A 13,767-nucleotide genomic window follows, 5' to 3' on the forward strand; every position below is an offset into this window, starting at 1 on the left:
AAGGGGCTCAGCCTTCAGCCGGCAGGGCGACGATGAAGCGGGCGCCCCGGATTTCGCCCGGCTTTGTGCCGGAGATGTTCTCGGCTGTCAGCGTGCCGCCATGCGCCTCGACGATCTGCCGGCTGATCGACAGGCCGAGGCCTGAATTCTGGCCGAACGCCTCGCCGGCAGGCCGATCCGTATAGAACCGTTCGAAGATGCGTTCGATGTTCTCGACACGGATGCCCGGGCCGTTGTCGTCCACCGTCAGGATATTGAACTTGCCCGACCGGGCCAGCGACAGCGTGATCTGACCGTGGCCGTCGGGCACGAATGAGCGGGCATTCTCGATCAGGTTGGTGATGACCTGGCCCAGGCGCAGATCATGACCCTGAACATAGTAGCCCTTCGCGCCCTGCGGCAGCTTGGCAATCTTTACTTCGATCTCGACCGACTTCTTGTGATGGGAAGCCTCGCGCGAAACGCTGACGAGATCGGAGATGAACTGCTTGAAATCGACCTTGGCAGCGTCATCGCGCGCCAGTTCGGCATCGAGCCGCGAAGCGTCGGAAATGTCGGTGATGAGGCGATCGAGCCGCCTCACATCATGCTGGATCACTTCCATCAGCCGGCCACGCGAGGTCTCGTTCTTGGCCAATGGCAGGGTTTCCACGGCGCTGCGCAGCGAGGTCAGCGGGTTCTTCAATTCATGCGAGACATCGGCGGCGAAGCTTTCGATCGCCTCGATGCGGGCATAAAGCGCGTTGGTCATGTCGCGCACCGCGATCGACAGATTGCCGATCTCGTCCTGGCGCTCGGAGAAATCCGGTATCTCCTCGCGGTTCTTGATGGAACGGCGCACGCGCACCGCCGCCGCGGACAGCCGGCGCAGCGGATTGGCGATGGTCGAGGCAAGCAGCATCGAAAGGATCGCCGTCACCAGCGCCGCGACGCCGAAGACGCGCAGGATTGCCTTGCGCTCGGCCGCGACGATCTTGTCGATGTCGCCGCCTTCGGTGGACAGCATGAGCACGCCAAGCACCGCCCGGAAGCGCTGGATCGGAACCGCGACCGAGACGATCTGTTCTCCCTTTTCGCTGACCCTCACAAATGTGGAGGGCCCTCCGGTCAGCGCCTTCACCACTTCGGGGAAAGCAGCTCCATTGCCGCCCGGCTGCTCCTTGTAGACCGGCAGCGAATGGTTGGAGAAAATGTCGAAGACGAATTTCTGCGCGCGTTCCGCCAGGCTGGGCTCCTCTTCCTCGACCGGCGGCAGGTCATAGCGCAGGATCTGGCCCTTCGAATAAAGATGCCTGGAATCGAGCAGCAGATTGGCGTCGCGATCGTAGATACGGGCACGGGTGCGGGTCGGTGAAATCAGCCGCCGCAGAACCGGCGCCACACGTTCGGGATTGATCGGAAAATCGAGATTGTCGAGTTGGTCGGCTGACGGGCCGAGGCTCTCGCCGGCCTGCAATTCAAGCAGCTTTTCCGGATCGATGCGGATGGCGTCGGTCTCCACCGTCGCGGAAGCCGCGATGGCGCCGGCAATGATCTCGCCCTGCGTCATCAGGCTTTCGACGCGGGCATCGATCAGGCCGTCGCGGAACGTATTGAGGTAGAGGATGCCGACGACCAGCACCGCCAAACCGGCGAGGTTGAGGAAAAGGATGCGGCGGGTGAGGCTGGAGAAGATGTGATGGCCGAGGAAACGGCGCATCGGCACCGTTACCTTCGACAAGGCCGAGGGCAGGATTCGCGACGACCGCCGCGCGGCCGCTGGCCTGTTCCGCTCTACCTCTACTGCCATCGGATCCCGGTCAATCTCAGGCTTCGCGGAACCGGTAGCCGACCCCGTAAAGCGTTTCGATCATCTCAAAGTCATCGTCGACGGCCTTGAACTTCTTGCGCAGCCGCTTGATGTGGCTGTCGATGGTGCGGTCGTCGACATAGACCTGCTCATCATAGGCCGAATCCATCAGCGCATCACGGCTTTTCACAACGCCCGGGCGCTGCGCCAGCGAATGCAGGATGAGGAATTCGGTGACGGTGAGCACCACCGGCTCGCCTTTCCAGGTGCAGGTGTGGCGCTCCTGGTCCATGACCAGCTGGCCGCGTTCCAGCGAGCGCGACGCCTGCGTAGGCGCCTTGGCTGCCGCCTCGCGGGCACTGGTGCGGCGCAGAACCGCACGCACGCGTTCAACCAGCAGGCGCTGCGAGAACGGCTTCTTGATGAAGTCGTCGGCGCCCATCTTCAGGCCGAACAGTTCATCGATCTCGTCGTCCTTGGACGTCAGGAAGATGACCGGAAGGTCGGTCTTCTGGCGCAGACGGCGCAGCAATTCCATGCCGTCCATGCGCGGCATCTTGATGTCGAGGATGGCAAGGTTCGGCGGACGCGCCGCGAGCCCCTCGAGCGCGGATGCGCCATCCGTATAGGTTTCGACCCGGTATCCTTCCGATTCCAAGGCAATCGAAACAGACGTCAGGATGTTGCGGTCGTCATCGACCAGCGCGATTGTCGCCATTTCAAGCGGCTCCCTCATGAGCGGGTGTCCCTTCATACGGTGGGAAGGGGCTTGTGCAGGACAAATTGGGTACAAAATGTGGCACGCCGCCAGCCGTCCTACATCGGCTAAGCGCTTATGTCCACAATGAGCCCTTCGCCATCACTTCGCCAAGATTGGACGACGCACCTCTCGCAATGCTTTGGCACCGGCCCGGGATTTTTTTGCTTTTAAACGATTTAAACATCTTTCAAATTTTTTAAATCGATTAAAGATTTGATATCGTTTGCCTTTTCTGATTTTGGCCTTTTTCCGAGGCTTGGATCGCCCGATCTGACGCAACCACCGAAACGGCAATCAAGGAGAATATCGATGGCGGAACGCGGCAAGCGTAACCCCGCATGCGGACTCGAGGCGATTGGCCTGAAGACGTCTGGCACGGTGCGCTACAATTTCGGCGCTGCCGAGCTCTACGAGGAAGCGCTGCGCCGCAACGAGGCGAAGTTGACGGCTCACGGCGCCCTGGTCGCCGAGACCGGCCAGCACACCGGCCGTTCACCCAAGGACAAGTTCGTGGTGCGCGACGCCAGGACTGAAAACACCGTCTGGTGGGGCAACAACAAGGCCATCACCCCCGAGCAGTTCGACACGCTGCTTGCCGACTTCCTGGCGCATGCGGCCGACAAGGATCTTTATGTGCAGGATCTCGTCGGCGGCGCCGACACCGAGCTCAGCCTGCCGACCCGCGTCATCACCGAATTCGCCTGGCATTCGCTGTTCATCCGCAACCTCTTGATCCGCCCGGAAACGGAAGCGCTCGCCAGTTTCCTGCCAAAGATGACGATCATCGATCTGCCATCCTTCCGCGCCGATCCCGCCCGCCACGGCGCGCGGACCGAAACCATGATCGCACTCGATCTCACCCGCATGATCGTTCTGATCGGTGGCACGTCCTATGCCGGCGAGATGAAGAAATCGGTGTTCACGGCGTTGAACTACCTGCTGCCGGAGCAGGGCGTCATGCCGATGCATTGCTCGGCCAATGAAGGTGCGGACGGCGATGCCGCCGTATTCTTCGGCCTGTCAGGGACGGGCAAGACCACGCTTTCGGCCGATCCGTCGCGTACGCTGATCGGCGACGACGAGCACGGCTGGGGACCGCATGGCATCTTCAACTTCGAGGGTGGCTGCTACGCCAAGACCATCAAGCTGTCGGCAGAGGCGGAGCCGGAAATCTTCGCAACCACCCGGCGCTTCGGCACCGTCCTGGAAAACGTCATCCTTGACGACCAGCGCGTGCCGGATTTCGACGATGGCCGGCTGACCGAGAACACGCGTTGCGCCTATCCGTTGAATTTCATTCCGAATGCCAGCGCCAGCGGCCGCGCCAACCATCCCAAGAACATCATCATGCTGACGGCCGATGCCTTCGGCGTGATGCCGCCGATCGCGAAGCTGACCCCTGCACAGGCGATGTACCACTTCCTGTCCGGCTACACCGCCAAGGTAGCCGGCACGGAAAAGGGCGTGACCGAGCCGGAAGCCACCTTCTCGACCTGTTTCGGCGCACCTTTCATGCCGCGCCATCCTTCGGAATACGGCAATCTGCTGCGCGAACTGATCGCTCTCCATGGCGTCGATTGCTGGCTGGTCAACACAGGCTGGACCGGCGGCGCCTATGGCACCGGCCGGCGCATGCCGATCAAGGCGACCCGTGCGCTGCTCACAGCCGCGCTGAACGGCTCCCTCAACCAGGCCGAATTCCGCACCGATCCGAATTTCGGCTTCGAGGTGCCGGTGGCCGTGGAAGGCGTCGACGGCGCCATTCTCGATCCACGCTCGACCTGGGCCGACAAGCTCGGCTATGACCGCCAGGCCGCCAAACTGGTGGGCATGTTCATCGACAATTTCGGCAAGTTCGAAGATCACGTCGACGCCGCCGTGCGTGGTGCGGCCCCGCGTGTACAGGAAGCTGCGGAATAGGCTGGGCAACGCTCCTGTCTTAATCTGCCTCCAACGGGCCCGGCTCAGTGCATGACCCCGGTTTCGAGGTCATGCACCAGTTCAGAGTGCTGGAGCGTCCTTTGCGCGTCCGAAAGGACGCGCGGCGCTCCAGGTCGGGCCTTTTCTTTTTGTCGCCGCCGCGCCATCACTGCGTCATGGCAAACGAAGACATCATCATGGTGAGCGCGGAGGCGGTCATCCATCCGGACGACCTCGAGGAGAGCTTCATCCGTTCTTCCGGCCCCGGCGGGCAGAACGTCAACAAAGTCGCCACCGCAGTGCAGTTGCGCTTCAACGCGGCGCTTGCGACAGGCCTGTCCGAGCGTGTGCGCGATCGCGTGATACGCTTTGCCGGCCAGCGCGCCACCAAGGACGGTGTCATCGTCATCGAAGCGGGCCGCTTCCGCACGCAGGAGCAGAACCGCGCCGACGCGCGTTCCCGACTGGTGGCGCTGGTGGCCAAGGCAGCGGAGCCACCGCCCCCGCCCCGCAAGAAGACCAGGCCCAGCAAGGGCGCGATCGAACGGCGGCTCAAGAGCAAGGCCGGGCGTTCAACGGTGAAAAAGCTGCGCGGCAGGGTTGGCGAAGAATAAATTCCGGTCGAGCGGAATGTGATAAAAGACGAGCCGCTATTTTACCTATCTCTTTGTTTTGAAACGTTATTTTTCCCTAAAAGCATGCAATTTTTCGGGGATCATGTTCTAAGTGACTTCCCATCGAAGCTTTCTGATGCAAGGTTGGCGCTCCCGCTCAACAGGCATGGAGGCCTCCAATGGGAATTTTCGATTTCGTCAAAGGCGTCGGCAAGAAGCTCGGCATTGGCGACGATGAGGAAGCGGCACCTGATGCAGGCACGCTGAAGAAAGAGCTGGATTCGCACAAGCTCGGCACCGATGGCGTCCAGGTCGAGATCAAAGGCGACACGGCTGTGCTGAAGGGCGAGGTCAAGGACCAGTCGATCTTCGAGAAAGCGGTGATTGCCGTCGGCAACACGCTGGGTGTCTCGAAAGTGCAGGCGGACGAGCTCAAGGTCGGCGCCGATACCGCCACCGCGGCACCCGCCAATGCCCCCGTATTCTATACGGTGAAGAAGGGCGACAATCTCTGGAAGATCGCCGAGGCGCAGTACGGCAAGGGCAAGGGTGCCAAGAACACGCTGATCTTCGAGGCCAACAAGCCGATGCTCACCCATCCCGACAAGATCTATCCGGGTCAGGTTTTGCGCATCCCTGAGCTGTCCTGATCCGCGAAACGGACCAGAACAACGACACGGCGGCTTTCGGGTCGCCGTTTTTCGTTTGCGGATCCATTGTTATCCTCGAACGCGAGACGAATCCGGAAACATCATCATGCTTGTCCTGCCCAAAGGCGTCCGCCACATGCCTGGCTACCTTCCGCGGCCGGCCCAGGAGGCCTTGGTCGAAGCCGTACGCACCGTCGTGCAGGAAGCGCCGCTCTACGTGCCGGCAATGCCGCGCACCGGCAAGGAGATGAGCGTGCGCATGACCAATTGCGGCACGCTTGGCTGGGTGACGGACAAGGAGAACGGCTATCGCTATCAGGCCGTGCATCCGGTGACCGGAAAGCCATGGCCAGCCATCCCGGAAAGCCTGCTCGCCTTGTGGCGTGAAGTTTCAGCCTATCCGCACCCGCCGGAAGCCTGCCTGGTCAACTTCTACACGGCCGACGCCAAGATGGGGCTGCATCAGGACCGCGACGAGGTTGAATTCGCAGCGCCGGTCGTCTCGATCTCGCTCGGCGACGATTGCCTGTTCCGTGTCGGGCAGACGGTGCGCGACGGCAAGACTGTCTCGTTCCGGCTGAAATCGGGCGACGTCGTTGTGCTGGGCGGCGAAGGGCGCCTCGCCTTCCATGGCGTCGATCGCATCTATCCGATGACTTCGGCACTGCTGAAGAACGGCGGCCGGATCAATCTGACGCTGAGGCGGGTGACACAGCCGTAGCGCGGCTCATCGCAAGTTCTCTATAGACAGTCCACATCCAGTTCGGGGATCGTCTCGCCATCGAATCGCTGCGGTGGTGGGCATGGGCAAGACCGGGCGCAATCTCAAACTATCTCTTCTTGCATTGGGCCTGGCTCATCTCGTCGGCTTTTTGGCATACAAAAGCAGCGAGCTGAGCGGCATCAACGGAATGCTTAATGCCGATGGCAGGCCTGTTGGTGACGACTTCATCAATCTGTGGACGGTGGCCCGCATGGAGCTGTCGGGCCAGGCAGGTAAAATCTATTCCATTGCCGACTTCGAAGCCTATCAGGCGACACTGGTAGGCGGAGCCGAACTTGGCCTGCGCCTGTGGGCCTATCCACCACACTCCTTGCTTCTTGTCTGGCCGTTTGGGCTCATCGGCTATTATCCGGCACTCGCCATATGGTCAGCGCTCGGCCTTATCCTGCTCTTCATCGGCGCGCGGCGGTTTGGTTTCAATCGGCTCGAGACTGCCGTCCTGCTCACGTCCCCGGCCACGGTCCTGAACCTCTATTATGGTCAGAGCGGCAGCCTCGTCACCGGACTCGTGCTGCTGGCACTGTCGGCCCGGACGTCACGCGACGCAATTCCAACCATCGCCGCCACCGTGTTGACGATCAAACCGCAAGGCGGTTTCTTGCTGCCTCTGCTTTGGGGTGTCGAACGCCGCTGGTGGATGATCCTCTGGACAGCGTTTCTAACGGTGCTTTTCCTGGGTTCCTCGATAGCCATTTTCGGAATCGAAACATGGCGCACCTATCTGGGTGACACCCTGCCGAAACTCAGTGAGCTCGAACGGAATGGCACTGGACCTTTCATGGCCATGATACCGTCCGTGTTCATGGCCATGCGGATCGTGACGGGGCAGTCCGATATCGCCATAGCAGCCCATGCCGTCTTCGCCATCGCGATCGGCATTGCTTTCGTTTGGCGCCTTTGGCGTGTGTCCGACCCCGAGCGGCGAGCTGCCCTGCTGCTGCTGGCGACGGTTCTGATAACCCCTTACATACACAACTACGATCTTGCGCTGTTGCTGTGCGGCGCTCTCCTCGTCGCGCGGCGCCCCTGGGTCGCTGGCAGCGGCCCATTCAAAGCAGAACTGCCGATTATCTTTGCCTGGATGATTCCTCAGCTCGTGCTTTTTCTCAACATGGCGGGCGTGCCGATCTCCCCGCTGTTGATCCTGCCGCTTCTTTTCCTCGCGTGACCCGAGAATCGGCCGTCAACAAGCACAACCTAAAGCTTCCGCAGCGCCACTTCCTCGACCAGATGATTGGCGCCCTTGCGCAGGATGAGATCGGCGCGCGGGCGCGTCGGCAGGATGTTCTCGCGCAGGTTCTTCAGGTTGATGTTGGCCCAAAGCCCCTCGGCGATGGCGCGAGCGGCGGTCTCCGACAGCTGCGAATAGCGATGGAAGAAGGATTCCGGATTGCGGAAAGCGGTCTCGCGCAGCCGCATGAAGCGGGCGATGTACCACTCGTGGATCAGCTCTTCGTCGGCATCGATGTAGATCGAGAAATCGAAGAAATCCGACAGGAACGGCACGAACTTGCCGTCCATCGGCAGCCTGCCGGGCTGCAACACGTTGATGCCTTCGAAGATCAGGATATCCGGCCGATCGATGGTGACATAGGCCCCTGGCAGCACGTCATAGGTGAGGTGCGAATAGAGCGGCGCGCGCACGTCGCGTTCGCCCGATTTGATCGAGGACAGGAACCGCAGCAGCGCGCCGACGTCATAGCTGTCCGGAAAGCCCTTGCGCTCCATCAGCCGGTCGCGACGCAGCACTTCGTTGGGCAGAAGAAAACCGTCGGTCGTCACCAGATCGACCTTGGGGCTGGACGGCCAGCGCGCGAGCAATTCCTTCAAGACACGCGCGGTGGTCGACTTGCCGACAGCAACGGAACCGGCGATGCCGATGATGTAGGGCGTCTTGACCACGCTTGCCTTGTTGAAGAAGGCCCGGCGCTGGCGAAACAGCATCTGGCTGGATTCGACATGTGCCGAAAGCAGGCGCGACATCGAAAGGTAGATGCGCGTCACCTCTTCCAGGTCGACCGGATCGTTCAGCGAACGCAGCCTGTCGATCTCGTCTCGACCAAGCGTCATGGGCGTGTCGGCGCGGAACTTGGCCCAGTCCTCGGCGGAAAAGAAAAGATAGGGGGAGTATTTCTCGGTCGGCGTGAGCTGGTCCATCGAGTTCCCCGCCCTTTCCAACATCAGTCCCGCCCGTCCCGCGAGGCCTTCTCGGCGATGCCTGAACGCCCGGTCCGGCGTTCGAGTTCCGCAAGCACCTCATCCAGCGGCACGCCGGCGATGCCGAGCACCACCAGCCAATGATAGAGAAGATCGGCGCTTTCCGAAACGAGCCCCTGCCGGTCACCTTTGATTGCGGCGATGACGGTCTCGACGGCTTCTTCGCCGAGCTTTTGCGCGGCCTTGTCCATGCCACGCGCATAAAGCTTGGCCGTCCACGATTCCGGGTCGCCGGAATGCGCGCGCTCGTGGATGGTCGCTTCGAGGTCGGAAAGCGAAAAGCCAGTCATAACCGCCGTTTAAGACCCTTTGGACAGTGAGTCGAGTCGCATCGGCAGACCAGCCGCCGCCATATGCCGCTTGGCCTCGGCAATCGTGTAGGTGCCGAAGTGGAAGATCGATGCGGCAAGCACAGCAGTGGCATGGCCATCGCGGATACCGGCAACCATGTGATCGAGATTGCCGACACCGCCAGAAGCAATCACCGGCGCGCGAACCGCGTCCGCGACAGCACACGTCAAGGCGATATCGTAACCCGCCTTCGTACCGTCGCGGTCCATCGAGGTCAGCAGGATCTCGCCGGCGCCGAGATCGACGACCTTGGCCGCGAATTCGACGGCATCGATGCCGGTCTTTTCACGGCCGCCATGGGTGAAGATCTCCCAGCGGTCGGCTTCGCCTGCCGCCGACACCTTCTTGGCGTCGATGGCGACGACGATGCACTGGTTGCCGAACTTGTCGGCGGCTTCCGCCACGAAGGAAGGATTCTTAACGGCCGCGGTGTTGATCGACACCTTGTCGGCGCCGGCAAGCAGCAGTTTGCGGATATCGGCCACCTGACGCACGCCGCCGCCGACCGTCAGCGGCATGAAGCACTGTTCGGCAGTGCGGGCGACGACATCGAAGATGGTTTCGCGGTTATCGGACGAGGCGGTGATGTCGAGGAAGCAAAGCTCGTCGGCGCCGGCCGCGTCATAGGCCTTGGCGGCTTCCACCGGATCGCCGGCGTCGACCAGGTCGACGAAGTTGACGCCTTTCACCACGCGGCCGTCCTTCACGTCCAGGCACGGGATGACTCTTGCCTTCAGTGTCAAAGAACGGCCTCCATTTTTTGTGTGCGCGTCCTCGCTGCTGCGCAGCTGCGGGCGACGCGGCCGTCTTTCACATCCAAACAGGGAATGACGCGTGCCTTCAGTGTCAAGCGACGGCCTCCTTTTCCACCGTGGCAAGCAGGTCGGTGAGCAGTTGCCCAACCAATGGCGGCACTTCGGCCTGGGCATCGAAGGCCGGGTCGTAAGCCGAGATGGTGATGCCCACGACCGGCACGTCCTTGGCCATGATGCAGGCCGCGCGGCGCAATTGTACAGGATTTGGACCGCCTTCCGTCGTGTAGCGGTTGGCCTGCAACTCGTTCGGATCATGCACGTCGAGATCGATATGCATATGGGTGCGCGTCGCGCCGGCTGATTTGAGCTTGGCAACGGCTCCGACGACGCCACCGCATTCGGTGCGGATGATAGGCAGGGTCTCCAGAAGCGTTTTTTCGTCGGGGTCGAGATCGCGTGCATTGACCAATATGCAGCGCGAGGGATCGACCGGCTTGAAGCCGGGTATTTCCAGCGCCATCGGCTTCCAGCACAGGCCGAGCAGCGTCGACAGCGCCATGCCGTCGAGAAAGCCGTAGATCGAAGTCTCGGGCGTGTTGAGGTCGCCGTGCTGATCGGCCCAGATGACGGAATCGGCGTCCTCGCCGGCAACCGCTCCAGACGCCGTCAGACAATTGCCCGCCAGCACGACAGGAAACCGGCCATTTTCCCGCACGGCGCGTACCTTTTCGGCTACCGCGGTGCAGACTGCGAATCCCGTGGCGATCTCGCGACCCTGCTCGTCACCGACCTTGCCGATATCTTCCACGTCGACTTCGTGACCGGCAAGCGTCAGCGCTTCGACCAGTCCGCCGGCGATCAGCGCGTCGGGCCCTTGGCCGCAGCCACCATGGAAATGGCCACTGTCATAGGAGGCCAGGATAATCGACAGTTTCACCAGGCTGCCTCCTTCGTCTTGCCCTTCAGGATCGCCAGCGCCTCCGCGGGATCGATACGGCCGTCGTAGAGCGCACGGCCGGAAATGGCGCCTTCGAGCTTGGCGGCGTCGGGCATGGTCATGCGCACGATGTCGGCGATCGAGGCCAGCCCGCCGGAAGCGATGACGGGGATCGATACCGCCTCGGCAAGATCGATGGTCGAATCCCAGTTGATGCCGGTCAGCACGCCGTCGCGGTCGATGTCGGTGTAGATGATGGCCGCGACGCCGGCGCCTTCGAACTTCTTCGCCAGTTCGACGACGCCGAGGCTGGAGGCTTCCGCCCAGCCTTCAACCGCCACCTTGCCGCCCTTGGCGTCGATGCCGACGGCAACCTTGCCGGGAAATGCCCGGCAGGCTTCCTTGACCAGCTCGGGATCGCGCACGGCGACCGTCCCCAGGATGACGCGGGCAAGCCCGCGGTCCAGCCAATCCTCGATCTGCGGCAAGGTGCGGATGCCACCGCCGAGCTGCACCGGGTTTTTGGTGGCTTTCAAAATGGCGCCGACGGCGGCGCTGTTGACGCTTTTGCCCTTGAAGGCGCCATTCAGGTCGACGACGTGCAGCCATTCGAAGCCTTGCGCCTCGAAGGCCTGCGCCTGGTCGGCGGGGTCTTCATTGTAGACGGTGGCGGTGTCCATGTCGCCTAATTTCAGGCGAACGCACTTGCCATCCTTCAGGTCGATCGCCGGAAAAAGGATCATCTATGCCCCCTCGACGATGGCGACCTTGCCGATCGATCCGGCCAGCCGATGCTTCAGGGCCTCCTGGTATTCCGGCGAATTGTAGCAGGCGAGCGCCGTCTCGTAGGAGCTGAATTCGATGATCACATGCCGGTTGCCGGTCGGTCCTTCCGGTTCGGTGTGGCGCCCGGCACGGACCAGGAACTTGGCGCCGTATTTGGAAAAGGCCGCGCCATTGGTTTCGATGTACTTCTTGTAGATATCCGCGTCGCGGACATCGACCATCGCCATCCAGTAGCCCTTCTTGCTCACGATATCCTCCTCACGGCTTCCAGCGCAGGAAATTGGCGATCAGTGCAAGACCAAGCGCCTGGCTCTTTTCGGGATGGAACTGCGTACCGACAAGGTTGTCGCGCGCAACGGCGGCGGTCACTGGACCGCCATAGTCAGCCACGGCGAGCACCTCGCCTGGATTGCGGGCATCGAGATGATAGGAATGGACGAAATAGGCATGGAGACCATCCTGCCCGGTCGGTATGCCGGCAAATAACGGATGCTCGCGCCTCACCTCGATCGTGTTCCAGCCGATCTGCGGGATCTTGAGGGAGGCATCGAAAGGCTTGATCTCCTTCACATCGCCACCGATCCAGCCGAAGCCCTTGGTGATCGTCTTTTCCAGCCCGCGCTCCGACATCAGCTGCATGCCGACGCAGATGCCCAGAAAAGGCCGGCCTTTGGAGATGGCGACCTCCTGGACCGCTTCCCACATGCCGTCGACCGCATGCAGGCCGGCTGCACAATCGGCATAGGCGCCGACACCGGGCAGCACGACGCGGTCGGCGCGGCGCACCCGCTCGGCATCCGCTGTCAGTTCGATGTCTGCGGCAATGCCCGCTTCGCGCGCGGCGCGTTCGAAGGCCTTGGTGGCCGAGCGCAGATTGCCCGAGCCGTAGTCGATGATGGCAACCAGCATGTCAGTGTCGTCCGGGGTGGGAAAGTCCAAGCGCCATGCCGGTCTGCACCGGACGCGCGCGATTGGCGGCCGGCACGATCGTCGGGCGCGGTTCGGTTGGCTCGACCGCTGGCTCGGACGGCTGGCGCCCGAACGCATAGCGGGTTTCGGCATCGGCAAAATTCTCGGCCTCAACAATGCCCCACTCGGTCCAGCCTGCGCGGCGCAATGCGGCAACCCGCAACGCCACCCCCTCGAACCCGACAATGAAAGACACGAGCAAGGTCAGCAGCGAGCCGGCAAGAGCCAGCCCCTCGCTTTCACCGACAAAGGACAGCGCGCCTAGAATGACGAAGGCCAACACTGCGGCAAACCAGAGCCGATGCCACAGCAGCCAGAGCGGCGGCAGGATGAAGCCTACCCAGGAAAATCCGTCACGGATCAACCGCGTCCCCTCGGGCCTCGTATCGAGGCCATCGGAAGGTGGCTCCATGACGATGTAGCTGGCCATGACTAACCCTGCAGCGAACCCTTGGTGGAAGGAACCGCGTCCGGCTGGCGCGGATCGCTTTCGAGCGCGGCGCGCAGGGCGCGCGCAACCGCCTTGAAGCAGGTTTCGGCGATGTGATGATTGTTGGCGCCATAGTGGTTCGTCACATGCAGCGTGATGCCGGCATGCTGCGACAGCGCCTGGAAGAACTCGCGCACCAGCTCGGTGTCGAAAGTGCCGATCTTCGGCGCCGAAAAAGCGACGTTCCAGACCAGGAATGGCCGGCCCGAGACGTCGATGGCGGCGCGTGTCAGCGTCTCGTCCATGGCGAGATCGATCGAGGCGTAGCGCATGATGCCGCGCCGTTCGCCGAGAGCCTTGGCCAGCGCCTGGCCGATGGCGATGCCGGTATCTTCGACAGTGTGGTGATCGTCGATGTGCAGGTCGCCTGTTGCCTTCACCGTCATGTCGATCAGGGAATGGCGCGACAGCTGGTCGAGCATATGGTCGAAGAAGCCGACCCCGGTCGACATGTCGGACTTGCCGGTGCCGTCGACATGAACCGACACGGTGATGTCGGTCTCCTTGGTCTTGCGGCTGATTTCGGCCGAACGGGGCGCCATGACCTCATCCTCGTTACAGGAAAACGAGTGCGTTCTAACAGCATGATCCGGCGATTGCCAGTTGCCAAAACCGCCAGTCGAAACATAAGGCTTTGCAGTCTATTGTGCACTTGGAGTCGGGTTGGGCTGCAGCTCCATTCCGGGTTTGCAAACGGGATGGCGCTGCATACATATGCCGCAACTCAACTCGTAACGCGCCAATC

Annotated in this window: 16 protein-coding genes; 5 read left to right on the forward strand and 11 right to left on the reverse strand. The window is 61.9% G+C overall.

Going from position 1 to position 13,767, the window contains the following annotated elements; genetic code table 11:
• Positions 1–7: 7 nt before the first annotated feature.
• Together ACFWXH_RS15435 and ACFWXH_RS15440 are read right to left on the reverse strand one after the other, a co-directional pair.
• Positions 8–1,789 carry a sensor histidine kinase gene (locus tag ACFWXH_RS15435; protein WP_054312607.1) on the reverse strand — a complete coding sequence of 594 codons (1,782 nt, stop codon included), beginning with the start codon at positions 1,787–1,789 and terminating at the stop codon, positions 8–10.
• A gap of 16 nt (positions 1,790–1,805) precedes the next feature.
• On the reverse strand, positions 1,806–2,507 hold the full coding sequence (locus ACFWXH_RS15440; protein ID WP_326894229.1) for a response regulator transcription factor: 702 nt from the start codon (positions 2,505–2,507) through the stop codon (positions 1,806–1,808).
• 351 nt (positions 2,508–2,858) lie between these two features.
• On the opposite strand from ACFWXH_RS15440, the gene ACFWXH_RS15445 reads away from it, so the two are divergent.
• The 5 genes from ACFWXH_RS15445 (at position 2,859) to ACFWXH_RS15465 (ending at position 7,685) form a co-directional block, all read left to right on the forward strand.
• Positions 2,859–4,469, forward strand: a complete 1,611-nt coding sequence (locus tag ACFWXH_RS15445; RefSeq protein ID WP_379121630.1) for a phosphoenolpyruvate carboxykinase — start codon at positions 2,859–2,861, stop codon at positions 4,467–4,469.
• Between the two features lie 176 nt (positions 4,470–4,645).
• Positions 4,646–5,083, forward strand: a complete 438-nt coding sequence (gene arfB, locus ACFWXH_RS15450) for an alternative ribosome rescue aminoacyl-tRNA hydrolase ArfB (RefSeq protein ID WP_379121632.1) — start codon at positions 4,646–4,648, stop codon at positions 5,081–5,083.
• 179 nt (positions 5,084–5,262) lie between these two features.
• Positions 5,263–5,733 carry a peptidoglycan-binding protein LysM gene (gene lysM / locus ACFWXH_RS15455; RefSeq protein WP_054312610.1) on the forward strand — a complete coding sequence of 157 codons (471 nt, stop codon included), beginning with the start codon at positions 5,263–5,265 and terminating at the stop codon, positions 5,731–5,733.
• 106 nt (positions 5,734–5,839) lie between these two features.
• On the forward strand, positions 5,840–6,454 hold the full coding sequence (locus ACFWXH_RS15460) for an alpha-ketoglutarate-dependent dioxygenase AlkB (protein ID WP_379121635.1): 615 nt from the start codon (positions 5,840–5,842) through the stop codon (positions 6,452–6,454).
• 82 nt (positions 6,455–6,536) lie between these two features.
• Positions 6,537–7,685: a glycosyltransferase family 87 protein gene (locus ACFWXH_RS15465; protein ID WP_379121637.1), complete on the forward strand. Its 1,149-nt coding sequence runs from the start codon at positions 6,537–6,539 to the stop codon at positions 7,683–7,685.
• Positions 7,686–7,714: 29 nt separating this feature from the next.
• Here the strand turns inward: ACFWXH_RS15465 and coaA are convergent, their stop codons facing one another.
• The 9 genes from coaA to hisB form a co-directional block, all read right to left on the reverse strand.
• The gene (gene coaA, locus ACFWXH_RS15470) at positions 7,715–8,674 is read right to left on the reverse strand and encodes a type I pantothenate kinase (protein ID WP_379121639.1); all 960 of its coding nucleotides are present in this window, start codon (positions 8,672–8,674) and stop codon (positions 7,715–7,717) included.
• Positions 8,675–8,697: 23 nt separating this feature from the next.
• Positions 8,698–9,024: a phosphoribosyl-ATP diphosphatase gene (locus ACFWXH_RS15475; protein WP_379121641.1), complete on the reverse strand. Its 327-nt coding sequence runs from the start codon at positions 9,022–9,024 to the stop codon at positions 8,698–8,700.
• 9 nt (positions 9,025–9,033) lie between these two features.
• Positions 9,034–9,828: an imidazole glycerol phosphate synthase subunit HisF gene (gene hisF / locus ACFWXH_RS15480; RefSeq protein ID WP_379121643.1), complete on the reverse strand. Its 795-nt coding sequence runs from the start codon at positions 9,826–9,828 to the stop codon at positions 9,034–9,036.
• A gap of 103 nt (positions 9,829–9,931) precedes the next feature.
• On the reverse strand, positions 9,932–10,777 hold the full coding sequence (locus ACFWXH_RS15485; protein ID WP_379121645.1) for an arginase family protein: 846 nt from the start codon (positions 10,775–10,777) through the stop codon (positions 9,932–9,934).
• The gene (hisA, locus tag ACFWXH_RS15490; protein WP_054312617.1) at positions 10,774–11,520 is read right to left on the reverse strand and encodes a 1-(5-phosphoribosyl)-5-[(5-phosphoribosylamino)methylideneamino]imidazole-4-carboxamide isomerase; all 747 of its coding nucleotides are present in this window, start codon (positions 11,518–11,520) and stop codon (positions 10,774–10,776) included. The genes ACFWXH_RS15485 and hisA overlap by 4 nt, the downstream gene beginning before the upstream one ends.
• Positions 11,521–11,811: a DUF1330 domain-containing protein gene (locus ACFWXH_RS15495; RefSeq protein WP_244483469.1), complete on the reverse strand. Its 291-nt coding sequence runs from the start codon at positions 11,809–11,811 to the stop codon at positions 11,521–11,523.
• A 10-nt stretch (positions 11,812–11,821) separates the two neighbouring features.
• On the reverse strand, positions 11,822–12,472 hold the full coding sequence (gene hisH, locus ACFWXH_RS15500; RefSeq protein ID WP_379121648.1) for an imidazole glycerol phosphate synthase subunit HisH: 651 nt from the start codon (positions 12,470–12,472) through the stop codon (positions 11,822–11,824).
• A 1-nt stretch (position 12,473) separates the two neighbouring features.
• On the reverse strand, positions 12,474–12,962 hold the full coding sequence (locus tag ACFWXH_RS15505; protein WP_379121650.1) for a DUF2628 domain-containing protein: 489 nt from the start codon (positions 12,960–12,962) through the stop codon (positions 12,474–12,476).
• 2 nt (positions 12,963–12,964) lie between these two features.
• The gene (gene hisB / locus ACFWXH_RS15510; protein ID WP_379121652.1) at positions 12,965–13,564 is read right to left on the reverse strand and encodes an imidazoleglycerol-phosphate dehydratase HisB; all 600 of its coding nucleotides are present in this window, start codon (positions 13,562–13,564) and stop codon (positions 12,965–12,967) included.
• Positions 13,565–13,767 lie beyond the last annotated feature (203 nt).

The organism is Mesorhizobium sp. NPDC059054 (assembly GCF_042739215.1).
Taxonomy (GTDB): domain Bacteria; phylum Pseudomonadota; class Alphaproteobacteria; order Rhizobiales; family Rhizobiaceae; genus Mesorhizobium.